General features: G+C 74.4%; 17 protein-coding genes. 6 read left to right on the top strand and 11 right to left on the bottom strand.

Annotation, left to right across the window (positions count from 1 at the left end; genetic code table 11):
• Positions 1 to 5: 5 nt before the first annotated feature.
• The 7 genes from ACWGKU_RS11475 to ACWGKU_RS11445 form a co-directional block, all read right to left on the bottom strand.
• A complete protein-coding gene (locus ACWGKU_RS11475) occupies positions 6 to 2,015 on the bottom strand; it encodes a hypothetical protein (protein WP_452179799.1) in 2,010 nt (669 codons plus the stop codon).
• A gap of 26 nt (positions 2,016 to 2,041) precedes the next feature.
• Positions 2,042 to 3,895 carry a dipeptide ABC transporter ATP-binding protein gene (locus tag ACWGKU_RS11470; RefSeq protein ID WP_452179800.1) on the bottom strand — a complete coding sequence of 618 codons (1,854 nt, stop codon included), beginning with the start codon at positions 3,893 to 3,895 and terminating at the stop codon, positions 2,042 to 2,044.
• Complete coding sequence (locus tag ACWGKU_RS11465) at positions 3,892 to 4,743, bottom strand: ABC transporter permease (protein ID WP_401053123.1); 852 nt, start codon at positions 4,741 to 4,743, stop codon at positions 3,892 to 3,894. Before ACWGKU_RS11465 ends, ACWGKU_RS11470 begins: the two co-directional genes overlap by 4 nt.
• Positions 4,740 to 5,699, bottom strand: coding sequence for an ABC transporter permease (locus ACWGKU_RS11460; RefSeq protein WP_452179801.1), 960 nt, complete (start codon positions 5,697 to 5,699; stop codon positions 4,740 to 4,742). Before ACWGKU_RS11460 ends, ACWGKU_RS11465 begins: the two co-directional genes overlap by 4 nt.
• Before the next feature lie 87 nt (positions 5,700 to 5,786).
• Positions 5,787 to 7,349 carry an ABC transporter substrate-binding protein gene (locus ACWGKU_RS11455; RefSeq protein WP_452179802.1) on the bottom strand — a complete coding sequence of 521 codons (1,563 nt, stop codon included), beginning with the start codon at positions 7,347 to 7,349 and terminating at the stop codon, positions 5,787 to 5,789.
• A 49-nt stretch (positions 7,350 to 7,398) separates the two neighbouring features.
• On the bottom strand, positions 7,399 to 8,247 hold the full coding sequence (locus tag ACWGKU_RS11450) for a polysaccharide lyase (protein WP_452179803.1): 849 nt from the start codon (positions 8,245 to 8,247) through the stop codon (positions 7,399 to 7,401).
• Between the two features lie 67 nt (positions 8,248 to 8,314).
• Positions 8,315 to 9,883: a DUF3604 domain-containing protein gene (locus tag ACWGKU_RS11445; RefSeq protein ID WP_452179804.1), complete on the bottom strand. Its 1,569-nt coding sequence runs from the start codon at positions 9,881 to 9,883 to the stop codon at positions 8,315 to 8,317.
• 267 nt (positions 9,884 to 10,150) lie between these two features.
• Between ACWGKU_RS11445 and ACWGKU_RS11440 the strand changes: the two genes are divergently transcribed.
• Positions 10,151 to 11,167 (top strand): hypothetical protein, encoded by a 1,017-nt coding sequence (locus ACWGKU_RS11440; protein WP_452179805.1) that lies wholly within the window; start codon positions 10,151 to 10,153, stop codon positions 11,165 to 11,167.
• A 156-nt stretch (positions 11,168 to 11,323) separates the two neighbouring features.
• On the opposite strand, the gene ACWGKU_RS11435 is transcribed toward ACWGKU_RS11440, so the two are convergent.
• Together ACWGKU_RS11435 and ACWGKU_RS11430 are read right to left on the bottom strand one after the other, a co-directional pair.
• On the bottom strand, positions 11,324 to 11,866 hold the full coding sequence (locus ACWGKU_RS11435) for a TetR/AcrR family transcriptional regulator (protein WP_359911187.1): 543 nt from the start codon (positions 11,864 to 11,866) through the stop codon (positions 11,324 to 11,326).
• Between the two features lie 277 nt (positions 11,867 to 12,143).
• A complete protein-coding gene (locus tag ACWGKU_RS11430) occupies positions 12,144 to 13,055 on the bottom strand; it encodes a LysR family transcriptional regulator (protein WP_401055572.1) in 912 nt (303 codons plus the stop codon).
• Positions 13,056 to 13,284: 229 nt separating this feature from the next.
• Between ACWGKU_RS11430 and ACWGKU_RS11425 the strand changes: the two genes are divergently transcribed.
• From ACWGKU_RS11425 to ACWGKU_RS11410, 4 genes are all read left to right on the top strand, one after another.
• A complete protein-coding gene (locus ACWGKU_RS11425; protein WP_452179806.1) occupies positions 13,285 to 14,706 on the top strand; it encodes a hypothetical protein in 1,422 nt (473 codons plus the stop codon).
• 151 nt (positions 14,707 to 14,857) lie between these two features.
• Positions 14,858 to 16,288 carry a TolB family protein gene (locus ACWGKU_RS11420; RefSeq protein WP_452179807.1) on the top strand — a complete coding sequence of 477 codons (1,431 nt, stop codon included), beginning with the start codon at positions 14,858 to 14,860 and terminating at the stop codon, positions 16,286 to 16,288.
• Between the two features lie 201 nt (positions 16,289 to 16,489).
• Positions 16,490 to 17,887 (top strand): TolB family protein, encoded by a 1,398-nt coding sequence (locus ACWGKU_RS11415; RefSeq protein WP_452179808.1) that lies wholly within the window; start codon positions 16,490 to 16,492, stop codon positions 17,885 to 17,887.
• 164 nt (positions 17,888 to 18,051) lie between these two features.
• Positions 18,052 to 19,647 (top strand): TolB family protein, encoded by a 1,596-nt coding sequence (locus tag ACWGKU_RS11410; RefSeq protein WP_452179809.1) that lies wholly within the window; start codon positions 18,052 to 18,054, stop codon positions 19,645 to 19,647.
• Between the two features lie 200 nt (positions 19,648 to 19,847).
• Here the strand turns inward: ACWGKU_RS11410 and ACWGKU_RS11405 are convergent, their stop codons facing one another.
• Together ACWGKU_RS11405 and tdh are read right to left on the bottom strand one after the other, a co-directional pair.
• A complete protein-coding gene (locus ACWGKU_RS11405; protein WP_359911169.1) occupies positions 19,848 to 21,041 on the bottom strand; it encodes a glycine C-acetyltransferase in 1,194 nt (397 codons plus the stop codon).
• Between the two features lie 53 nt (positions 21,042 to 21,094).
• Positions 21,095 to 22,123, bottom strand: a complete 1,029-nt coding sequence (gene tdh, locus ACWGKU_RS11400) for an L-threonine 3-dehydrogenase (protein ID WP_380538282.1) — start codon at positions 22,121 to 22,123, stop codon at positions 21,095 to 21,097.
• Between the two features lie 512 nt (positions 22,124 to 22,635).
• On the opposite strand from tdh, the gene ACWGKU_RS11395 reads away from it, so the two are divergent.
• A complete protein-coding gene (locus tag ACWGKU_RS11395; RefSeq protein WP_452181039.1) occupies positions 22,636 to 24,039 on the top strand; it encodes a serine hydrolase domain-containing protein in 1,404 nt (467 codons plus the stop codon).
• Positions 24,040 to 24,100: the final 61 nt, after the last annotated feature.

Below are 24,100 nucleotides of genomic sequence, written 5' to 3'. Positions count from 1 at the left end.
GCCGTTTACGGCCGGACGGCGATCAGTTCGCGCCCGCGCAGCGTGTAGAGCACCCCGTCCTCGTCCGCGGCCAGCCGGGCGCCGCTGTACCACTCGGCCTCCAGCTCGACCAGCACGGTCGCGGCCAGCGTGTCGCGGTCCAGCCGGAACAGGCTGCGCTCGCTGACCCCGTACAGGGCCCCGCCGAGGGCCAGCAGCCGCGGGTTGGCGCCGGACACCGCCCCCAGGTCGGCGCGCCGCCCGATCACGGGGGTGAACCCGCGCCTCCCGGAGCCCCGCAGGTCGACGGTGAACGCCCGGCCGTTCACGGTGAGCCCGTACAGGGTGTGCCCGTGCACGGCCAGGCTGCTGACGCCCGCGCCCAGGTCGGTCGCGGTGCGCCACAGTTCGCGGCCGGCCACCGGGTCCCAGCCGGCCAGGTCGCCGCGCGGTCCGGTGGGCCGGGCGTTGTCGCCCCCGAGGAAGGCCTGTCCGCGCCCGGCGGCCACGGCGCGCACCATCTGCTCGGGGCCCAGCGGGTCGGTGTGCACGGTGGGCCGGCCGCTGCCCGGGCGGTAGGTGACGAAGGAGCCGCCGCCGGTGGTGTCGGCCTGGACGCCGAGCAGCAGCAGGCCGCTGTCGGGGTCCCGGCGGATCACCTGGGGCCGGTTCTGCTCCTGGGGCAGCGCTGCCTCCTCGACCGGTGCCCGGTCGACGCCCGGCCGGTAGCGCCAGATGCCCTGCGAGGAGTAGACGCCCAGGTAGAGGGTGCCGTCGTCGAGGACCAGGGTGTCCTTGGCCTCGCCCGGCACCGGGAGCTTGTGGACGGTGCCGGCGGCCAGGTCGTGCAGGGCGATCGAGCCGTTTCCGCCGACGTAGACCCGCCCGGCGCGGGCCGCCACCGACATGCCGAGCTGGGGGGCCGCGGGCGCGCCGGCCTCGACCAGGTCCCGGGTGGTGACGGTCCCGGTGCCGAGGTCCAGGGTCCAGACAGTACCGCCCTCGGTGACGCCCGCCAGGGTGTCGCCGAGCCGGCCGAGGCCCCAGGAGTTGCCGTCCGGCACGGGCACCGCGAGCTGGTCGAGGGCGCCGGTGGCGAGGTCGTGGCGCCACAGCACGCCGTGCTCGGTCGAGGTGAACCAGAGGGTGTCCCCGCGGCGCTGGAAGTTGGTGACGCTCTTGGTGCCGGGGACGGCGAAGGAGCGCAGCACCCGGTGGCCGGCCGGGTCGAGGAGCGCGACGTGGGCGGGCGCGCCCTCGGTGGAGACGGCCAGCAGGTCGTCGCCGAGGACGGTGATCCGGCGGATGATCGTGTCGCCGCGCAGGTCGGGCGGGGTGATGTCGGTGACGGCGCCGGTGGCCCGCTCGACGGCGTACAGGCTCGCCCGGGTCGCTCCGCCGCCGCCGGCGAGGTTGCTGCCCACGCCGAGGTAGGCGTGGGTCGCGGTGGCGGCCACGGCGCGGCCCTGGGTGGCACCCGGCGCCGGGGAGGCGACCTCGGTGACGGCTCCGGTGGCCGGGCTCCAGGCATAGAGGCCGGGACCGGCGGCCCGGCCCTTCTGTCGTCCGGTCGCGTAGACCGTCCCGTCCGGTGCGACGGCCACGTCGCGGACGTCGGCGCCGGGGACGTTGCCGAGCGCGGTCAGTGTGCCGTCGTAGCGGTAGAGGTTGGCCGCGCCCGGGGCGTCGGTGACACCGAGGTGGAGCACGCCGTCCCGGGCGGCCGAGCCCTGGACGAAGTTGCCGGTGGGCAGCTCGACGGTGGCGGTGACCCGGCCGGTCGGCAGGTGGTGGCCGATCACCCGGGCCGGGGCGAGGTTGCGCGAACCGATCCACAGGGTGTCGCCGATCAGCGTCGCGCTCATCAGTGGGAAGTCGCTGTTCCCGGGGCCGAGTTCGGTCACGTCCGGTCCGTTCGACGGCCGGGTCGGCGGCCCGTGCGGCGGCGCCGCCACGGCGGTCCCGGCCGGTCCGAGCACCGAGAGCGCGGCCACCGCACCGGTGCCGAGCAGGAGTTGGCGACGCGAAGGGGGCACGGCAGGCATGGGGCTCCAGAGTCCGGTCATGGGCGGGTCGGGCCGGGGGCGCCGGCGGCGGCCAGCAGCTCCCGGGTGTACGGGTGGGCGGGGGCGGCGAACAGCTCGGCGGCGGGGGCCTGTTCGACCACCCGGCCGTGCCGAAGCACCAGCACGTCGTCGCACAGGTGCCGGACCAGCGCGAGGTCGTGCGAGATGAACACCAGCCCGACGCCGTGGTGTTCGCGCAGTTCGGCGAAGAGGTTGAGGATCTGCGCCTGGACCGAGACGTCCAGCGCGGAGGTCGGCTCGTCGGCGACCAGCACCTGCGGGCCGACGGCCAGGGCCCGCGCGATCGCGACCCGCTGGCGCTGGCCTCCGGAGAGCCGGTGCGGCCGGGCGTCGAGCACCGCCTCCGGCAGGCCGACCAGCTCGCACAGCCCGCGCGGGTCGCGGTCCCGCAGCCCGTGGGCGGCCTGCGGTTCGGCCAGCGCCTCGCGCACCGTCATCCGGGGGCTGAGCGAGGCGTACGGGTCCTGGAAGACCAACTGCACCCGGCGGCGCAGCTCGCGTTCCTCGGCGCGGTCGACCCCGGCCCAGGACCGGCCGTTCACCCGCACCGTCCCTGCCTGCGGGCGCACCAGCCCGAGCAGCGCGCGGGCCAGGGTGGACTTCCCGGAGCCGGACTCGCCGATCACCCCGACCGCCCGGCCGGGCGCGGCGCTCAGGCTCACGCCCTCCAGGGCGGGCGGTCGGCGGCGGCCGTAGCGGACGGTGAGGCCGTCGGCGACCAGGACGGGCTCGGCGGCCCGCTCCGACCGTCGCGGCCCGCTGTCCTGACGCTCCGTCACCACGGCCTGGGACACCGGGAGATGGCAGGCGAAGCCGGAATCGGCCGCGCCGGTCCACTGCGGCGCCGAGGCCGTGCAGCGGTCGTCGGCGGCCGCGCAGCGCGGGGCGAAGGCGCAGCCGGCCGGTGCCCGGCCGGCCGCCGGCGGGCGGCCGCCGATGACGGCGAGCGGTGCACCGGGCGGACCGTCCAGCCGGGGCACGCCGGCCAGCAGCCCGGCGGTGTACCGGTGCCGGGGTGCGGCCAACAGGTGTGCGGTGGGCGCCCGTTCGACGATCCGTCCGGCGTACATCACCTGGACGGTGTCACAGCTGCGGGCCACCACGCCGAGGTCGTGGGTGATCAGCAGGACGGCCGTGCCGGTCTCGTCGCGAAGCCGGACCAGCAGGTCCAGGATCTCCACCCGGGTGCTCGGGTCGAGCGCCGTGGTCGGCTCGTCGGCGATCAGCAGCTCCGGGCGGTTGGCCATCGCCATGGCGATCAGCACGCGCTGGCGCATGCCGCCGGAGAACTCGTGCGGCCGGTCGCGGTAGCGGCGCGCGGGCTCGGCGATGCCGACCAGGTCGAGGAGTTCGAGCGCCCGGTCGCGGGCGGCCCGGCGGCTCGCGCCGTGCACCAGGGCCGCCTCGGCGAGCTGGCGGCCGACCGGCATCCGGGGGTTGAGGTGGGCCAGCGGGTCCTGGAAGACCATGCCGATGCGTCGGCCTCGCACCGCGCGCACGGCGGGTTCGGGCAGGGCGAGCAGGTCGGTGCCGTCGAACCGGACGGTGCCGCCGGTGGTGCGGCAGCCCGGCGGCAGCATCCGGTTGACGGCCAGCGCGGTGAGGGTCTTGCCCGAGCCGGACTCGCCGACCAGGCCGAGGATCTCGCCCGGCCGCACGGTGAAGTCCACCCCGCGCACCGCCTCGCCGCCGCCCGCCGTGACGCGCAGGCCGCGCACCTCCAGCAGCGGCGGGCCCGGCACCGCGGCGGCGGTCACCGCATCGGTCGTCGTCACCGCATCGGTCGTCGTCACCGCATCGGTCGTGGTCACCGGATCGGTCGTGGTCACCGCAGTCTCTCCCGGTTGAACGAGTCGGCGAGCAGGGTCAGGCCGAACACCAGCAGGCCGAGCAGGAGGACCGGCGCCAGGGCGTAACCCGGGTGGAGGAAGAGGTACTTGGAGCCGGTGTTGATCATCGTGCCGAGCGAGGGGGCGGGCGGCTGGATGCCGAGGCCCAGCACGCTCAGTCCGCCCTCGGTCTTGACGGCGTGCGCCATCGCCACGGCCAGCAGCGCGGTGGTGGCGTCGACGACGTTCGGCAGCACGTGGCGGCGCAGGATCCGGCCGCGCGGCACGCCGAGCACCCGGGCCGCCACCACGTGGTCGCGGGCCAGCTGGGCGAGCAGCGCGGCCCGAGCCTGGCGGCCGAAGGAGGGCAGCGCGCTGAGCACGATGGTGGCCACCACGGTGCCCAGTCCCGGGTGCACCAGCAGGGCGAGCGCGAGTCCGAGCAGGACGCCGTGCAGGCCGAGCAGCAGGTCGAACAGCCGCTGGACGGCCTCGCCCAGCAGCCGGTTCAGCCCGCCGAGCAGGCCCAGCGCGGTGCCGAGCACGGCGGCCGCCGGGACGGCCAGCAGGCAGACCAGCAGCTCGGTGCGGATCCCGGCCAGGGCCCGGGCGAGCAGGTCGCGCCCGACCTCGTCGGTGCCCAGCAGGTGGGCCGCCGACGGTCCGGCCAGGGCGTCCGGGCCCTGCCGGTAGGGGTCCGCGGCCAGCAGCGGGCCGAGCAGCCCCAGCAGCACCACCAGGAGGACGAGCAGCGCGCCGGTGCGGCCGCGCCGGGTGCGCAGCGCGGCCGGGAGCGCGGGCGGGGCGAACCGCCGGCGGCGCGCAGCGGGGGTGGTCGTCGCGGTCACCGGTCCTCCCCGGTGCCGGCGCGGGCGATCCGCGGGTCGAGCCGGCCGACGAGCAGCTCCGAGCCGAGCTGGACGAGCACGGCGACGGCGACGGCGAGCATGATCAGGGTCTGGGCGACCGGGTAGTCCCGCTGGTTGATGGCGTCCAGCAGCAGCTGGCCGAGGCCGTGCCGGGCGAAGAGCTGTTCGGCGACCACCGCGCCGCCGAGCAGCTCACCCAGGTGCAGGCCGAACTCGACGAAGAACGGCGCCAGGCTGTTGGGCACCACATGGCGGGCCAGGACCCGCCGGGGCGAGGCCCCCTTGGCGACGGCGGTCAGCACGAACTCCTCCTGGCGGGTGCGGCGCAGCTCGGTGGCGAGCAGCCGGGCCAGCACCGCCGAGCCCGGCAGCGCGAGCGCCACCGCGGGCAGGGCGAGGTACTGGACGGCGAGGTCCGGAGCGGCGAACAGGTCCCGCTCGCCGCCGGCGGGCAGCAGGCGCAGCAGCACCGCGAAGACGAAGACGAACAGCACGGCGGTGACGTACACCGGCAGCGCCAGCAGGGCGGTGGCCGGCGGGTCGAGCACCCGGGCGAGCCGGCCGCGCCGCTCGGAGGCCAGGGCGACGCCCAGCAGCAGGCCGAGGACCAGCATCAGCAGGCCGGCGGCGAGCGCGAGCTGAACGGTGCTGCCGACGCTCTGGCCGATCAGGCGGGTGACCGGTTCCCGGTAGTGGAAGGAGCTGCCGGGATCGCCGGTGAGCAGCCCGTGCAGCCAGCCCAGGTACTGGACGGGCATCGGCCGGTCCACGCCGAGGCTGTCGGCGAGCCGGTCGCGCTGCTCCTGGTCGGCCTCGGCGCCGAGCGCGGCGGACACCGGGTCGCCGGGGGCGAGGCGGAGCAGCAGGAAGACGGCGACGGAGGCGAGCCAGAGCGTGGCCAGCGCGCCGGCCGCCTTTCTGGTCCAGTAGGGCACGGGGGTACTCCGGGTGGTCGGGCGGGCGGGGGCCGCCGTCCCAGGACGGTGGGGGTCGCCCTGGGACGGCGGTCGCGTTGCGGCGCGTCAGGCGGTGCGGCGGGTGTCGTCGAGCCGCAGGTAGCCGAGCGCGCTGGTGGCCACGCCGTGGACCGAGGAGGCGAAGGCGTAGGTCTCCCAGGCGTGCGCGAGGGTGATGTGGAAGGACTCGGCGAGCAGGTACTCGGACAGTTCGTGGTTGACGTCGGCCCGGGCCTGTTCGTCGGCGGCGGCGAAGGCGCGGGACTGGAGTTCGGCGTAGGCGGGGTCGGTGACGTGCGAGGTGTTCCGGCCGACCTGGAGCGGGCCGGAGACGGTGATCCCGCTCAGCGGGGAGACGCTGACCATGCCGTGGTTGGCGATGAACAGTCCTTCCAGCGTGCCCTGTTGGATCTTCGGCTGGAGCGCGGCGTTGTCGAGCAGCTGGACGTCGACGCCGAAGCCGGCCTGCTCCAGGTCGTACTTGACCAGTTCCACGAGGGAGGCGAACACCGGCGAGTTGGCGGCGGTGAGCGGCACCCGCGTGCCTTCCGCACCGGCCTCCCGGAGCAGCCCGCGGGCCTTCTCCGGGTCGTGCGGGTAGCGGGTGACCTGGTCGGGGGTCACGCCGGGGGTGTTGGACGGCCAGGGCAGGCTGCTCGCCTCGGCGTGGCCGCCGTACACCTGGGCGACGATGCGCTCGCGGTCCACCGCGTACTGCAGGGCCTGGCGCACCCGGCGGTCGTCGAAGGGCCTGCTGGTGGTGTTCACGCCGAGGAACGCCTGCTGGTAGGAGGACTTGGCGGACTGCACGGCGAAGCCCGGGTTCCCGCCCAGCACCTTGAGGTCGCGTCCGGGCACCGCGCCGATCAGGTGGGACTGTCCCGACTGGAGGGCGGACAGCGCGGCCTGGGTGCTGGTCACCGACCGGACGGTGATCCGCTCGAAGCGGGGCCGCCCGCTCTGCCAGTAGTGGTCGTAGCGGGCCAGGTCGAGCTGGTTGCCGCCCTTGAACGACTGCCAGGTGAAGGGCCCGGTGCCGTTGACCTTCTCGGCGGCCTTGCCGTCGACGTAACTGCGGGCGTCCACCACGGGGTTGAAGGCGAGCGCGTCGAACAGGTTGCTGGTGGGCCTGGCGAGGGTGAGCGTGACCTCGTTGCGGGCGCTCGCCCTGATGTCGGCGAGCCGTTCCAGCAGCGGCTTGACCTGCGAGGACTTGGCGGCGCCGGTGAGCGAGAAGACGACGTCGTCCGGGTCGAGCGGGCGGCCGTCGTGGAAGGTGACGTCCTCGCGCAGCTTGAGCACCAGCCGGGTGCGGTCGGCGCTCCACTCCCAGGAGGTGGCGAGCCAGGGCACGGGTTGCAGCGTCTGCGGGTCGAGGTCGACCAGCCGGTCCAGCACCAGGTTGACGAACACCGGGGTGTCCGGGCCGCGGTGGAGCAGCTGGGTGGGGTCGGGGGCGGCGCCGTAGACGATCTGGAGGTCCGGCGCGGAGGCGGTGGCGGAGGCCGCGGCCCCGCCGGCGGCGTCCTCGGTGGCCGAGCGGCAGCCCGCCGCCAGCAGGGCCGCTCCGGCGCTCAGGCCGAGGAAGCCTCTTCGGGGCAGGCCGCGGTGACGGGCTGCGTCGCTCATGGTGGTGCTACCTCTTCGGTTCTCGGGGTCCGGGGTCCGTGCGCGCGGGTCAGTACCTGGTCACGACGACGCTGTCGCTCCAGGCCACCACGTCGGGGCCGCCGGTCGGGTAGGGGATGTTCTTGGCCGGGTTCCAGTTGGCCCGGTAGATGCCGGTCTTGAAGTACGGCGACTGGTTCTGGTGGTAGTTGTTGAGGCCGCTGTACGCGCCGACCTGCGCGCCGTCCCGGAACACGGTGACGGCGCCGGGGGTGGTGTCGGTGGACCAGGTGATGTCGAAGGCCCACTGGTTCCAGTGGCCGAACTGCACGTCGCCGAGCGGGATCACCGCCTCCTGGACGGTGCTGGGGTCGGACAGCCAGTGCACCTTGAGCCGCCAGCTGCCGTCCTTGACGGTCAGGGCGATCGGCGGCTTGGTGTCGCTGCCGTCCGCGAGCGGGTAGCCGTGCCACTGGGCCACGATCGTCTCGGTGGGGGTCCGCACCCAGTCGGCGGGCAGGTAGTCGGCGAGGGCGAAGCGGTAGCTGCCCCAGCCGAGGGAGTTGACGGCGACCTCGGAGCGGTAGGAGACGCCGTCGTTCGGCACGGCGAAGCGGGCGGCCAGGCCGCTGCCGCCGGCGGGGGCGGCGGCCACGGTGATGCTGCCGTTGCCGTCGACGCGCTGGCGGGTCCAGGCGGAGACGGTGCCGGTTTCGAAGTCGTCGGCGAAGACGTCGGTACCGGACACCAGGGCGGGAGCGGTGGGAGCGGCGGGAGCGGCGGGAGCGGCGGGCGCGGCGGGCGCGGCAGGGGCGGGAACGGTGGGAGCGGGGACGGCGGCGTGGGCCGGGGCGGCGGCGGTCACGACCAGGGCGGCGGTGAGCACGGCGCCGGCGAGGCGGCCGGGGAGGCGGGACATGGTTCTTCTCCTTCTGGAGGTTCGGGACTGATCGACCGGGGGCGCGGCCGGCTGGCGGGGGATGGCGTCAGCCGGCCCGGCTACAGGAGTCGGCCGGTCCCACCCATGTCGGGCTGGACCAGGCCCACTGGTCGTTCAGCTGCCGGACCCGCACGTGGTAGAAGTCCCCGTCGCCGCCGGGGCGTTCGTCGGTCAGCTCGAACTCGGCGGTCGTCTCCCGGTCGGGCACGGCCCGGTCGAAGCGGTAGGCGCCGGAGACGAACCCGCCGGTGAATCCGGTCCGCGCGCCGGCGAGGAGTTCGCCGACGGCGTGGGCGCTCTCGACGCCGTTCACGACGGCGACCAGCCGGGTGCGCGTGTCGCCCTCGATCCGCAGCGAGAAGCCCTGGGTGCTGTCGGTGGCGGTGTTGGGGTTGCCGTCGGTGACCGTCCGCAGCCGGATCTCGCCTTGCCCGGTGCGCTCCCACCAGGACGGCCGGTAGGTGTCCGGCTCGGCCTCGGCCGGCGCGACGGTCTCCGGGCCGCGCAACCGGGGCTGGACGTCCAGCAGCCGCCCGCCCTCGATCCGCAGCACGACGTCCCAGTGCACCGGTTCGCCGCGCCGGCCCCAGCCGACGGCGAAGCCCAGGGTGCCGGAGAAGGCGTCCGATCCACCGGCGCCGGCGAGGAGTTCGGGCCGGCTGACCCGGTGGACGGGTACGCCGTTGCGGAGCAGTTCCACGTGGTCGAGCGCGTCCCGGCCCTGGACGGTGACGTGGATCCGGCGCCGGTCGGCGGAGGCGGCCTCGGCGCCCATCGGGGCGCCGTTGACGGAGGTGGCGAGCAGGATGCGGTCCCCGGTGATCGCGTAGGCGCGGCGCTGCTGGACGGCGTTCCAGATGCCGTCCCGGGTCAGTTCCGGGGCCCAGACCGCCACCCGGCCGTGCCCGTGGCTGCCGGGGAAGGCGCTGTGGTGGTCGGTGGAACCGATCAGCCCGAAGCGGTGGCCCAGGCGCAGGCCGTGGACGGCCGTGGCGGTGCCGGCGCGCGGGCCCATGGTGTGCAGGTAGCTGCGCGGCGCCTCGTCGGACTCGGCGCAGCCGTGCATCGACATCATCTCCACCACCGGGGCGAACTCCTCGGTGTAGGAGGCCCAGTCGATGCCGCGGCGGGCCGGCCCGTAGCCGATGTGGTGCGGCAGCGCCCAGGTGCGCACGCCCTGGGCGGCGAGCACCCGCAGCCGGGCGCGCAGTTCGTCCAGGTCCGCCGCCCGGATGATCTCGCCGCGCGGGCCGTCGAAGTACACGCAGTGGTCGCCGTGGGCGAGGCTGTGCCACTCGAAGGACTGGAAGGTGACGAAGCGGCCGTCCTCGTGGGCGGCGGCGGTGACGTCCTGGACGTGGTCCCAGAGCCGGGCCAGCCGGGCGAAGCCCTCGGTGTGGTAGTCGACCAGGCTCGCCAGTTCGGGGGTGCGCTCGGGCAGGTCGGGCCACCAGCCGTGGCCGGTGACGCTGGCGAAGTCGAGTTGGAGCCGGGCGTTGGCGTAGGCGTCCTCGATGCTCCCGTGGCCGTAGCTGATGCCGCAGTGGTTGTGGAGGTCGCCGACGTACAGGCCCAGGCCGGCGTAGCCGGGTGCGTCGGTGCTGGGGGCGGTCATCGGGGCTGGGCTTCCTCGGGTCCTGGTCGGCCATGTTTGATCGACTCTGAGAAGAAGGTAGCCGCGATCTCCGGGGAACGGTCAAGGCTCGGCCGTTCGGTGTCGTGCGATCGCCATCGGGCGAAACATCGTCTTCATAGAAGACCTGCTGGTGAAGCTGGCCACCTCGCCGGTCAGCCGGTCGACGACGACCCACCGCGTCCGGGCCCAGACTTTTGATCGATCTGATAGAAACTTCGCGACACCCCTCCCCCGAAGGACGGATCCATGCCGCACCCCGCCCTGCCCGCCGCGCCCGACCTCGGCGCCTCCCACCTCGTCCGCGCCCCCGAGCGCCCCGAACCCGGCTACTGGGCCGGCTGCCCGGGCGTCCGGTACGAGCCGGACCTCGACCGCTTCCTGCTCGCCTACCGCGAGCGCCGCCCGCGCGGCGCGACGCACGGGCCCGACCGGGGCTGGCGCTGCGCCGTCGCCGAGAGCGCCGACGGCATCGCCTTCCGCGACCTGTGGTCCGTCCGGCGCGACGAGCTGGGCTCCCCCTCGATGGAACGCCTCGCCCTGCTGCGCCGCGACGGCGGCTACCTGCTCCACCTCAGTTACGTCGACCCGGCCGACAACCGCTGGCGCGTCGACGCCCTGCGCGCCGACGCCCCCGAGTCCTTCGACCTCGCCACCCGCACCCCCGTCCTCACCGCCGCGACCACCGGCACCGAGGGCGTCAAGGACCCGTACCTGCTCGAAACCGACGCCGGCGTCCACCTGTTCGCCACCGTCTCCCGCGCCCGGCCGTTCACCCCCGAGGAGCGGGACCGCGCCCACGCCGACGCCGACATCCACACCACCGGCCTCACCGTCCAGCCCACCGCGCTCGCGGTGTCCCCGGACGGGCTGCGCTTCACCGCCCCGCCGGGCCGCGCCGCCGAGGCCCTGGACGTCGGCCCGGCCGGCGCCTGGGACGGCTACGAGTCCCGGATCACCACCGTCCTGCCCGACGGCCGGGGCGGCTGGCTCGCGCTCTACGACGGCTCGGCGGACGCCGCCGGCAACTACGAGGAGCGCTGCGGCCTGGCCGCCTCCACCGACCTGCGCGGCTGGCACCGCCTCACCCCGGACGGCCCCTGGCTGGACATCCGGTACGCCGACCTCGTCCCGGCCCGCGGCCGCTGGTACCTCTACTACGAGCAGAGCCGGCCGGACGGCGCCCACGAGCTGCGGGTCGCCGTCCTGGACGAGTTCGCCGGAGTCCGCCCCGACGGCGCCCCGGCGGCGCCGCACCACGCCTGAGCCCGGGGCGCGCCGGCCCGGTCCGCCCGGACCGCCGCTTCAGGCTCAGGCTCAGGCTTCGGGCTCCAGGCTTCGGGCTTCGGGCTTCGGGCTTCGGGCTTCGGGCTTCGGGCTTCGGGCTTCAGGCTTCAGGCTTCAGGCTTCAGGCTTCGGGCTTCAGGCGGCCAGCAGGGCCTCGGCGATGCCGCGGGCCCGCCAGGCGGCGTCCGGGGTGCCCTCGCGCAGGGCGGTGACGATGGCGCCGTCCATCAGGAGGGCGAACTGCCGGGCGCGCTCCCCGGGCTCGGGGACGCCGGCGTCCCGCATCAGCCGCTCGACCAGGTCGATGACGCGGGTCTTGTGCAGGGCCGCCATCCGGCGGGCCGGGCTGGCCGGGTCGGCGATCTCGGTCATCGTGTTGATCGCGACGCAGCCGCGGAAGTCCTGGGTCGCGAACCGTTCGGCCAGCGCGTCGAAGACGTGCAGCGGGTGGCCGCCGTGGGCCGCGACCCGCTCGGAGAGCCACGCCCGCCACCGGACGTCGCGGCCCTCCAGGACCGCGGTCACCAGTTCCTCCTTGCCGGTGAAGTGCCGGTAGAAGGACGCCCGGCCCACGCCGGACTCGGAGAGGATGCGCTCCACTCCGACCGCGCGGATGCCGTTCGCGTAGAAGAGGGTTTCGGCCGTGCTCAGCAGGCGCGCCCGTGCGTTGACTGCCACGCGGCGGATTCTATCCACTCTTGACGCCAAACGGTACCGGTCGGTACCGTCCTCCAGTCGGTACCGGTCGGTACCGTTTAGCGGGGGCGGTCCCGAGGGGGGCACCGAACCTCGACCGCCCGCACGGACCAGCGGCTGCACGGCCGCCCGGGCCGGGACGCCACGCCGGAAACACCACGGCGGGCCGCCCGACCCGGGACGCCGAGCAGCCGCAGGGCCCGAGCAGCCGCAGACGCCGAGGGCCGCAGGGCCCGCAGCCGCCCCGCGCGCGGTCGGCTCACGCGCCCGCGGCCGCCGCCTGCGCGAGGGAGTCCAGGACCGGCCGGACCAGCGGGTGCCCGTCGGCACCGGTCCGGACGGCGGCGAAGACCCGCCGGGTGGCGAGCTCGCTGTCCACCGGCCGCACCGCGACCTCGCGGAGATCGACGCCGCGCAGCGCCGAGCGCGGGACCAGCGCCACCCCGAGGCCCGCCGAGGCGAGCGCCACCACCGCCCGGAAGTCGTCGGAGGAGTGCAGCAGCCGAGGCTGGAACCCGGCGTGCTCGCAGGCCAGCAGCACCACGTCGTGGCAGGGGTTGCCCGGGTACGGCCCGATCCACGGCTCGTCGGCCAGCGCGGCGACGGCCAGCGGGCCGGACTCGTCGGCCAGCCGGTGGCCGAGCGGCAGGACGGCCTCGAAGGGCTCGGCGTACAGCGGCACCCGGGTCAGCCGGGCGTCGTCGGCGCGCGGGGCGCCCCGGTACTCGACGGCCACCGCGAGGTCGGCCCGGCCGTCCAGCACCATCGGCAGGCTGGCGTCGCCCTCGGCGTCCAGCACCTTGAGCCGCACCCCGGGGGCGCGCTCGGCGAGCAGGCCGACGGCGGGGGCGAGCACCGAGGCGATGGCGGTCGCGAAGGAGGCGACGGTGACCTCCCCGGAGACGCCCGCGCTGTACGCGGCGAGGTCGGCCTCGGCGCGCTCCAGCTGGGCGAGCACCACGTCGGCGTGGCCCAGCAGGATCTCCCCGGCGGCGGTCAGCCGTACGCCCCGGCCCTCCCGGGCGAGCAGGTGGTGGCCGGTCTCCTGCTCCAGGGCGGCCAGCTGCTGGGAGACCGCGGAGGGGGTCAGGTAGAGGGCGGCCGCCGCGGCGGTCACGGTGCGGTGGTCCGCCACGGCCCGAAGGGTCCGCAGCCGTCGTGCGTCGATCACGGACCAATTCTGCCAGCGCGGCGCGGCGTGCCGGACCGGCGGGGCCGGAACCCGGGCGGGCCGAGCGGGCCCGCCGGAGCAGCGGTTACGGCCGGGGACACGAGCGGTGGCGCATTTCCGGACGAGATCGCTCCAGTCCGTTGACCGGACGTCCGCGCGGCGCTTGGCTCGTGCCGACCGGGCCACGGGGGGCCGAGGGCCCGGGGCAGTCATCAGGGGAGGACGATCGATGACCACTGCACGCACCCGCCGCCGACTGGCCCGTACCGCCGCCGTCCTGGCGGCCGTCACAGCGGCCGGAGCCGCGATGCCCGCCGCCGAGGCCCGCCCGCCCAAGGGCGACACCGCCCGGGTCAGCGAGGGCGCCAAGGGCGAGGCCCTGAACGGGCCCTCGTTCGCGCTCGGGCTGAGCGGCGACGGCCGGTACGCGCTGTTCTCCTCGTCGGCGACCAACCTGCTGCCCGGCGGCGCCGGGGCCGTCGGCGACGTCTACGTCCGGGACCTGCGCAACGGCCGCACCGAGCGGATCAGCGTCGCCGCCGACGGCTCCGCGCTGGACGCCGGCACCGACGACGCGGCGATCAGCGGCAACGGCCGGTACGTGGCGTTCAGCAGCTATGCCGGCAACGTGGTGCCCGGCCAACCGAAGCACCCCACCGACGTCTTCGTCCGGGACCGCTGGACCGGCCGCACCGAGCTGGTCACCACCGGCGACGGCACCTCCGGCGCGGGCGACGACCAGAGCGCCCGCAACGCCTTCGACGCCGCCATCAGCGGGGACGGCCGCTACGTGGTCTACTCCTCCGACCGCACCGACCTCGCACCCGGCGTGCGCCGCGGCAGGTTCAACGTCTTCGTCACCGACCGCTGGACCCGCACCACCCGGGTGGTCAGCACCGGGGCGGACGGCACCCCGGCCGACCACAACTCCTCCCGCCCGACGATCAGCGCCGACGGCACCGTCATCGGCTTCACCTCGCGGGCCGGCAACCTGCTCCCGGCCGACCAGACCCCGCCCTCGCTCGCCGACCGAGCCGACCGAGCCACCCAAGCCGCCGCCTCCGCGGCCGACACCGCCGACGGCGCCGAGCTGACCGGAATCCGCGCCTACCCGTACTACGTCTGGGACGCCCGCACCGGGAAGATCACCGGCGCCAGCTTCGACGGGACCGGCGAGCTCATCGGCGCCGGCAACGACGGACGGATCAGCCCCTCCGGCCGCTACGCGCTCTACACGGTCTACGAGGAGGGCGGCCGGCCCGGCTCGCACGGTGTCCACCAGGACGTCTACGCCCGCGAGCTGGCCACCGGCCGGACCACCAAGGTCAACAAGCCGCTGTCCGGCAGCACCCTCGAATCCTCCTCCAACCCCGTCATGCCGCTAAACGACCGCTGGGTGTACTTCACCTCCGACGTCGCCGACCTGGTGCCCGGCGACACGAACGGGCAGGCCGACATCTTCCGCACCGACCTGCGCAGCGGGCACACCGAGCGGGTCACCCTCACCCAGGACGGCTCGCAGAGCACCACCTCCGCCTTCTTCCCGCAGGTCGACGCCGACGACACGACCCTGCTGTTCAGCGCCGAGGACGGCAACCTGGCGCCCGTCGCCGACAGCGCCACCACGGACGTCTTCCGGCGCCGCCTGTAAGGGCATGACTCCCTTGCGGGATACGTCCGTTGACGTATTTCCGGACGGGATCACCCCCGGCCGTTGACCACCGGCCCTCCCGACGGTTGGCTCTGCGAGGGCCCGCCGCCGGGAGGGAGCGCGGCCGGGCGATCCCAGGGGAGGACGTTCCATGACCACCGCACGCACCCGCAGATGGCCGGCCCGCGCCGCCGCCGTCCTGGCCGCCACCGCCGTGGCCGCCGGAGCGGCGCTGCCCGCCGCCGAGGCCAAGCCGCCCAAGGGCGACACCGCCCGGGTCAGCGAGACCGCCAAGGGCGCCCAGCTCAACGCCTACTCGACGCCGCTCGGGCTGAGCGAGGACGGCCGCTCCGCACTCTTCACCTCCGCCGCGACCGATCTGCTGCCCGGGCCTGGCACCCCGAACACGGACGAGGTCTACGTCCGCGATCTGCGCAACGGGCACATCGAGAAGGTCAGCGTCGCCGACGACGGCTCCGCGCTGAACGCCGCCACCACCGACGCCTCGATCAGCGCCGACGGCCGGTTCGTGGCCTTCAGCACCACCGCCACCAACGTGGTGCCCGGCCAACCGAGCCACCCCAGCGACATCTTCGTCCGCGACCGCTGGACCGGCCGCACCGAGCTGGTCACCGCCGCCGCCGTGCCGAGCACCGACGGCCAGAGCGGGTTCGGGGCCGTCAGTCCCAGCATCAGCCGCGACGGCCGCTACGTCACCTACGTCTCCAACCGCAGCGACCTCGCCCCGGGCACCGTGCGGCGCGGCAGGAACAACGTCTACGTCACCGACCGCTGGACCCGCACCAGCCGGCTGGTCACCGTCGGCGCGGACGGCGAGGGTGCCGACAACGGCTCCTTCGCCCCGACGATCAGCGCGGACGGCTCCACCGTCGCCTTCACCTCCCGCGCGGGCAACCTGCTGCCGGAGCCCCCGGCCACCGACCCCGGCGCCGGCGCCGGCGCCGGCGCCGGCAGCGCCACCAACGCCGACCCCGCCGCCGACTCGCCCCAGCTGGCCGGGCCCCACTACTACCGGTGCTACGTCTGGAAGGCCGACACCGGAAAGATCATCGGCGCCAGCCTGAACGACGCCGGCGAGCTGATCGGCGTCTCCTACGACGCCCGGGTCAGCCCGGACGGCCGCTTCGCGATCTACAGCGTCCCGGTGTTCATCGGCGGCTTCCCCGGCCCGGCCCACGGCATCCGGCTGGACGTGTACGTCCACGAGCTGGCCACCGGCAAGGTCACCAAGGTCAACACCGACCTGCCGGGCACCAGCACCAGGTGGTCCTCGTCCGACGGCGTCATGACGGCCGACAGCCACTGGGTCTACTTCGACTCCAGCGCCGAAACCCTGGTCCCCGGCGACACCAACGGCGCCAGCGACATCTTCCGCCGCGACCTGTGGACCGGCCGGATCGAACGGGTCAGTCTCACCCGGGACGGCGGGCAGAGCACCTCCTCGTCCTTCAGCACGTTCGTGGACGCCACCGGCGACACGGTGCTCTTCACCGCCGACGACGGCGACCTGGTGCCGGGCGACACCAACCAGGTGCTGGACGTCTTCCTGCGCCGCCTGTGACGGCCTGACGCGCCCTGAGGCCCCGAGGCCCCGAGGCCCCGACGATCCGATGCCGTGACTCCCTTGCGGGATACGACCGGTGGCGTATTTCCGGGCGGAATCGCCACCGGTCGTTGACCGACCGTCCGCACGACGCTTGGCTCTCCCGGACCGGGCCGCGGGGGCCGTGGGCCCGGGACCGCCATCAGGGGAGGACGATCCATGACGCACGCACGCACCCGACGCCGGCTCGCCCGCACCGCCGCCGTCCTGGCCGCCACCGCCGTGGCCGCCGGAGCGGCGCTGCCCGCCGCCGAGGCCAAGCCGCCCAAGGGCGACACCGCCCGGGTCAGCGAGACCGCCAAGGGCGGGCAGATCAACGGGCGTTCGATCGCGATCGGACTGAGCGAGGACGGCCGCTCCGCGCTGTTCACCTCGACCGCGGCCGACCTGCTGCCCGGGCCCGGCACCCCGAACTCCGAGGAGGTCTACGTCCGCGACCTGCGCAGCGGACACGTCGAACGGGTCAGCGTCGCCGACGACGGCTCCCGGCTGGACGCACCCACCGCGGACGCCTCGATCAGCGCCGACGGCCGGTTCGTGGCCTTCAGCACCAGCGCCACCAACGTGGTGCCCGGCCAGCCCAGGCACTACAGCGACGTCTTCGTCCGCGACCGCTGGACCGGCCGCACCGAGCTGGTCACCGGGGGCGGGCCCAGCGACGGCGACGGCTACTCCGACACCCCGTCCCTGAGCCGGGACGGCCGCTACGTCGCCTACACCTCCAACCGCACCGACCTCGCCCCGGGCTCGGACCCGCGCCACTTCAACGTGCTCGTCACCGACCGCTGGACCGGCACCACCCGGGTGGTCACCACCGGTGCGGACGGCGGGGCCGCCAACAACACCTCCTACGGCGTGACGATCAGCGCGGACGGCGCCACCGTCGGCTTCACCTCCCGGGCGACCAACCTGCTCCCGCAGGCCCCGGCCGCCGGCCCCGATGCCGCCCCCGGCGCCGACATCGACGCCGACGCCGACGCCAGTGCACCCGGGCTGGCCCCGGCCCGCTTCTACCCGTACTTCGTCTGGAAGGCCGACACCGGGAAGGTCTCCGGCGCCAGCGTGGACGACGAGGGCACCCTGCGCGGCGTCAGCAGGGGCTCCCGGATCAGCCCCGACGGCCGCTACGCCCTGTTCGGCCTGCCGTTCCGCGTCGGCGGGCCCGGCTCCAACCACTTCCGGTCGGACCTGTACGCCCGGGAACTGGCCACCGGCCGGCTGACGCGGCTCAACGCCTTCCTGCCCGGCACCACGACCACCGCGAGCGCCCAGGACCCCGCCATGACCTTCGACGGCCACTGGGTCTACTTCGACTCCGCCGCCGACAACCTCGTCCCCGGCGACACCAACGGCGTCAACGACGTCTTCCGCCGCGACCTGCGGACCGGCGCGATCGAACGGGTCAGCCTCACCCGGGACGGCGGGCAGAACACCTCCGACTCCTCGGACCCGTTCGTGGACGCCGGCGGCGGGACGGTGGTCTTCACCGCCGACGACGGCGACCTGGTCCCGGGCGACACCAACGCTGCCGCGGACGTCTTCGTGCGCCACCCGTGATGATCCGAATGGCTTGATTCCCTTGCCGCATACGTCCGTTGACGTATTTTCCGCCGACATCACCGGAGGGCGTTGACCCCCCGGCCCTCCCGACGATTGGCTCTGCCGAAAGCCCGTCGCCGGGAGGGAGCCCGGCCGGGTGATCGCTGGGGAGGAACACCTTCATGACACGAACCACCCGGACGACCCGCAACCGGTGGCTGTCGGGCGGCGGCAGCGTCCTGGTCGCGGCCGCCCTGCTCGCCGTCGCCGCCGCCCCGGCCCAGGCCGGCCCGGTGCCGCGCGGCACCACCCAGGTCAGCCTCGGGCCGAACGGCGCGGCGCCCGACAACCAGTCGACGGCCCAGGGCATCAGCGCGAACGGCCGCTACGCCCTGTTCACCTCCCGGGCCACGAACCTGCTGCCCCACCCCTCGGTGGGCTGGAGCAACGCCTATGTGAAGGACCTGCGCACCGGCCGCCTCGAACAGGTCAACCTGTCCGACGCGGGCGGGGCGCTGAGCGGCTCGACCGACCAGGCCGGGATCAGCGCCGACGGCCGCTACGTCGTCTTCGAGAGCGAGGACGAGAACGTGGCGCCCGGCGCGCAGGTCAAGAACCGCACCGAGGTGTACATCAGGGACCGCAGGACCGGCCGCACCGAGCTGGTCAGCAGCAGCCCCACCAACACCGACACCGACCAGTACCACTCCTCGTACAACGCGCAGGTCAGCGGCAACGGCCGGTACGTGGTCTACGTGTCCTCCCGGACCGACCTGGACCCGACCGTCGTGGACCCCGAGCCGGAGCCCACCCCCGAGCCCTCGCTCGCCCGGCCCTACACCTGGAAGATCAACGTCTACCTCACCGACCGCTGGACCCACACCACCCGGCTGGTCTCCCACGACGTGAACGGCAAGCCGGGCGAGAGCACGTCCTTCCGACCGACGATCAGCGCGGACGGCCGCACCATCGGCTTCGGCTCCATCTCCAGCCTGCTGCCGGACGAGCAGGCCCCCGGCCTCGCCGCCGCGACCGCCGCGGCGGCGGCCTCGGCCTCCGCCCCCGCCTCCACCTCCGCCTCCACCGACGTGGAGCTCACCCCGAGCGCCGCCGAGGCCGCGCGCCGCAGCGTCCCGCAGTCCGCGGCGCAGCCGAGCCTGGCCCGCCCGACCGCCGCCCCCTACTACACCTACGACGTCCGCTCCCGGACGCTCACACCGGTGAGCGCGGGCCTCGACGGCACGATCGGCAGCTCCAGCTTCGAGGCGACGATCAGCCCCGACGGGCGGCGCGCGATCTACACCCTGTCCGAGCCCGGCGGCTCGACCGGCGGCCACCGCTACCACACCGTGCTCCACGTGCGGGACCTGCGGACCGGCACCGTGACGAAGGTCAGCGGCGGCCTGCCCGGCACCAGCTCGGTCGGCTCCTCCGACCACGGCTCGATCACCGCCGACAACCGCTGGATCTACTTCGAGTCCGCCGCCGACAACCTGGTGGCCGGCCCCCAGCACCCGGGCTGGGACGTCTACCGCCAGGACCTGCGCACCGGCCGCACCGAGCGGGTCGCCGCCGCGCCGGACGGCTCGCTCGGCAACGGCTCGTCGACGCAGCCGTTCGTCTCCGCCTCGGGGAACACCGTGGTGTTCGACTCGACCAGCGGCAACCTGGTCACCGGCGGCACCGGCCCGGCGGTCGAGAACGGCCAGGTCTTCGCCAAGCCCGCCGGGTTCCACCGGAGCGGCGGCGACGACCAGGGCGAGAACGAGGACGACTGACCGGCAGCCGTCCTCCGGGAACCACGACGGGGGCGGGACGTCGGCGGGGCCGGCGTCCCGCCCCCGTTGCGGGAGGGTGGGGCAGGTGGTCCGGGGGCCGTGCGGCGGGCGCGTCGATCAGCCCCCGCCGCGCGGCGGTTGTGAGCCCGTGGGCCGGTCCGGTTCCGCGCGGTCCGGCCCACGGGCAGCCTGGGTGGAGGTCAGCCCTCCAGGGCGGCGCGCGCGTCCACGAAGGCCGCGACGGCGCGCTCGACGTCCTCGGTGGAGTGCGCCGCGGACAGCTGCACCCGGATCCGGGCCTGGCCGTGCGGCACCACCGGGTAGGAGAAGCCGATCACGTACACGCCGCGCTCCAGCAGCAGTTCGGCGAGCCGGCCGGCCTCGGCCGCGTCGCCGATCATCACCGGGGCGATCGGGTGGTCGCCGGGCAGGATCTCGAACCCGGCCTCGGTCATCCGCGTCCGGAACAGCGCCGTGTTGGCCGCGAGCCGCTCGCGCAGCTCGTTGGACTTCTCGACCAGGTCGAGCACCTTGAGCGAGGCGGCCGCGATCACCGGGGCCAGCGAGTTGGAGAACAGGTACGGGCGGGAGCGCTGGCGCAGCAGGGCGACGATCTCCCGGCGGGCGGCGACGTAGCCGCCGGAGGCGCCGCCGAGCGCCTTGCCGAGGGTGCCGGTGATGATGTCCACGCGGTCCATCACGCCGTGCAGCTCCGGGGTGCCCCGGCCGCCCGCGCCGACGAAGCCGACGGCGTGCGAGTCGTCCACCATGACCATGGCGTCGTAGCGGTCGGCCAGGTCGCAGATCTCGCGCAGCGGGGCGACGTAGCCGTCCATCGAGAACACGCCGTCGGTGACGATCAGGCGGCGGCGGGCGTCCTGGGTGTCCTGGAGCTGCTTCTCCAGGTCGGCCAGGTCACGGTTGGCGTAGCGGTGGCGGCGGGCCTTGCTGAGCCGGATGCCGTCGATGATGCTGGCGTGGTTCAGCGCGTCGGAGATGACGGCGTCGCGGTCGTCCAGCAGGGTCTCGAAGACACCGCCGTTGGCGTCGAAGCAGGAGGAGTAGAGGATCGTGTCCTCCTGGCCGAGGAAGGCCGAGAGGCGGTCCTCCAGCTCCTTGTGGACGTCCTGGGTGCCGCAGATGAAGCGGACCGAGGCCATCCCGTAGCCCCAGCGGTCCAGGGCGTCCTTGGCCGCGGCGAGCACCTCGGGGTGGTCGGCCAGGCCGAGGTAGTTGTTGGCGCAGAAGTTCAGCACCTCGCCCGGGCGGCCGCCGCCGGTCACGGTGACGGCGGCGCTCTGCGGGCTTCCGATCACCCGCTCGGGCTTGAACAGGCCGGCCTCGCGGATCTCGTCCAGGGTGGCGGCGACGTCGGCACGCACGTTGTCGAACACTGCGGTCTCCTTAAGCAGTTCGGCGGGAGCAGTTCGGCGGGGCTGGGGCGGGCTCAGGCGGTCCAGTCGAGGATGATCTTGCCGCAGTTGCCGCCCGCGGCGTCGTCGAACGCGGCCTCGAAGTCGGTGGCGGCGTAGCGGCCGGTGATCACCGGGCTGAGGTCCAGGCCGCCCTCCAGCAGCACGGACATCGCGTACCAGGTCTCGAACATCTCGCGGCCGTAGATGCCCTTGATGGTGATCATCGAGGTGACGATCGAGGCCCAGTCCACCGGGAACTGCTCGGCGGGCAGGCCGAGCATGGCGATCTTCCCGCCGTGGGTCATGTTGGCGATCATCGACTGCATCGCCTCGGGACGGCCGGACATCTCCAGGCCGACGTCGAAGCCCTCGCGCAGGCCCAGCTTCTGCTGGCCCTCCTCGATGGTGTGCTCGGAGACGTCGAGCGCCAGCGTCACACCGACCCGGCGGGCCAGGTCGAGGCGGTACGGGGAGACGTCGGTGATCATCACGTTGCGGGCGCCGGCGTGCTTGGCGACGGCGGCGGCCATGATGCCGATCGGACCGGCGCCGGTGACCAGCACGTCCTCGCCGACCAGCGGGAAGGACAGCGCGGTGTGCACGGCGTTGCCGAACGGGTCGAAGATCGCGGCCACGTCCAGGTCGACCGGCACCCGGTGCACCCAGACGTTGGAGGCGGGCAGCGCCACGTACTCGGCGAAGGCGCCGTCACGGTTGACGCCCAGGCCGACGGTGTTGCGGCACAGGTGGCGGCGGCCGGCCAGGCAGTTGCGGCACTTGCCGCAGACCAGGTGGCCCTCGCCGCTGACCAGGTCGCCGACCGCGATGTCCGCGACGCCGGCGCCGAGCTCGGCGACCTCGCCGACGAACTCGTGGCCCAGCACCAGCGGGGTCCTGATGGTCTGCTGGGCCCAGCCGTCCCACTTGCGGATGTGCAGGTCGGTGCCGCAGATGCCGGTCCGCAGCACCTTGATCAGCACCTCGCCGGGGCCGATCTCGGGCTTCGGGACATCGATCATCCAGAGGCCGGGCTCGGCCTGCTGCTTGACGAGTGCCTTCACGGCAACGGCTCCTGACGTGCGCGGGGACGGCCTTCGGGGGTCGGGCAGGCCGAGGGGCCCGGTTCGGCCGTTCCTGACGGTCGCACTCCGGGCAGGCAGAAATCTGCCTGGTCGGAGGGGGTGCGGTCCATCGAGGAATTCTTAAGGGCGGCCACAGCTGGGCTGAACGATCGTGCCCGAGCAGCGGCCGACGGCGGGTGCGGCATGCCGGTGCTCACCCGTCCGGCCGAGCGCGGGGCGGCCGCCGCGACACCGTCCGACGGGGCGCCGGCCGGGGTTGCGTGATGCCACCGGGGGTGGGTGGCACCGGGCCGCCAGCCGGACGGGGCACCCGGCTGAGCGCGCTCCCGTTCGGTCCAGCCGGGCCTCGATCCCGCGCGCGCCCGCACGGCGGCGGTGCTTACGGTGGCGACGCTCCCCCGCGCCCCCGTGGAGCAGCGCCCCGGCCTGCCGGGCAGCGCTCCGGGGCCCTTCGCCAAGGGGCCGTCCGCCCCAGAGAGGCGCCTGCGCCGATGACCGACACCCGACGGCCCCGACCGGCCGTTCCCCGCTCCGTGCGGGTCCACCGCTCTTCGCGCCCGGCCGTCCCCCGGTCCGTACGGGTGGCCTCCGCCGCCCTCGCGCTGAGCGGCCTGCTCGCCGTCTCCGCCTGCTCCGGGAGCACGGAGCCCGCGCGGCAGGCCGGTCCGGCCGTCACCGCCGAACCGGCCGCGCTGAGCCCGACCGCCACGCCGACGGGCAGCGCCACCGGCGCGGTGGTGCCGCTCACCCCGGACGTCACGAGCCGTCTGGACGACGCGATCAAGCAGGTGATGAGCGAGGTCTCCATCCCCGGGGTGATCGTCGGCTACACCACCCCCGACGGCAGCTACCAGCGCACCTTCGGCGTCGCCGACAAGGATTCCGGGACGCCGATGTCGCCCAACCTGTACATGCGGATCGGCAGCGTGTCCAAGACCTTCACCGCCACCGGCGTCCTGCGGCTGGTGGACCAGGGCAAGGTGGGCCTGGACGACCCGATCTCCAAGTACGTCCCGAACGTGCCCGGCGGTGACGGCATCACCCTGCGCGAGCTCGGCGAGATGCGCAGCGGCCTGTTCAACTACACCCTGGACTCCGACTTCCAGCAGGCGTTCTTCAGCGACCCGAACCGGCCCTTCACTCCGGACCAGTTGCTCGCGTACGCGTTCAAGCACCCGGCGAACTTCGCGCCGAACGCCCAGTTCGAGTACTCCAACACCAACCTGATCCTGCTCGGCCTGGTGGTCGAGAAGGTCGGCGGGCAGCCGCTCCAGGACTTCCTCAACCAGCAGGTGTTCACCCCGGCCGGGCTCACCAGGACCAGCCTGCCGACCGACGCGGCCTTCCCGGACCCGCACGCCCACGGCTACACCAACCAGACGGCCAGCGGCGCGGTCGAGGACGCCACCACCTGGAACCCGTCCTGGGGCTGGGCGGCCGGCGCCGTCATCTCCGGCCTCACCGACCTTCAGACCTGGTCGAAGGTGCTGGCCACCGGGGAGCCGCTGCTCAAGCCCGCCACCCAGGCGGAGCGGCTGAAGTTCGTGCCGGTCGGGCCGACCCCCGACCTCGGCTACGGCTTCGGGGTGTTCACCACCCACGGGTGGATCGGCCACAACGGCTCGCTGCCCGGGTACGAGAGCGTGGTGATCTACCTGCCGCAGGCCAAGGCCAGCCTGGCCATCCTCCTCAACACCGACATCCTGCACGACGGTTCGGAGCCCTCGACGTTCCTGGCGCGGGCGGTCACCCAGATCGTCTCGCCGAACAACGTCTACACGCTGCCCACCCCGCCCGGCTCGGCCTCCCCGACGGCCTCCCCCTCCTCCTCCCCCTCGCCCACGGGCTCGCCGACGGCCTCGCCCACCGGTGCCGCCACGCTGCACATCTCCTGAAGCGCACCCGCACCCGCCCTTGCACCCGCACCCGTGCGAGAGGGCCCGACCCGGCCGATAC

Source organism: Kitasatospora sp. NPDC054768, from assembly GCF_053612025.1.
This window is presented reverse-complemented; position numbering and strand designations above follow the sequence as displayed.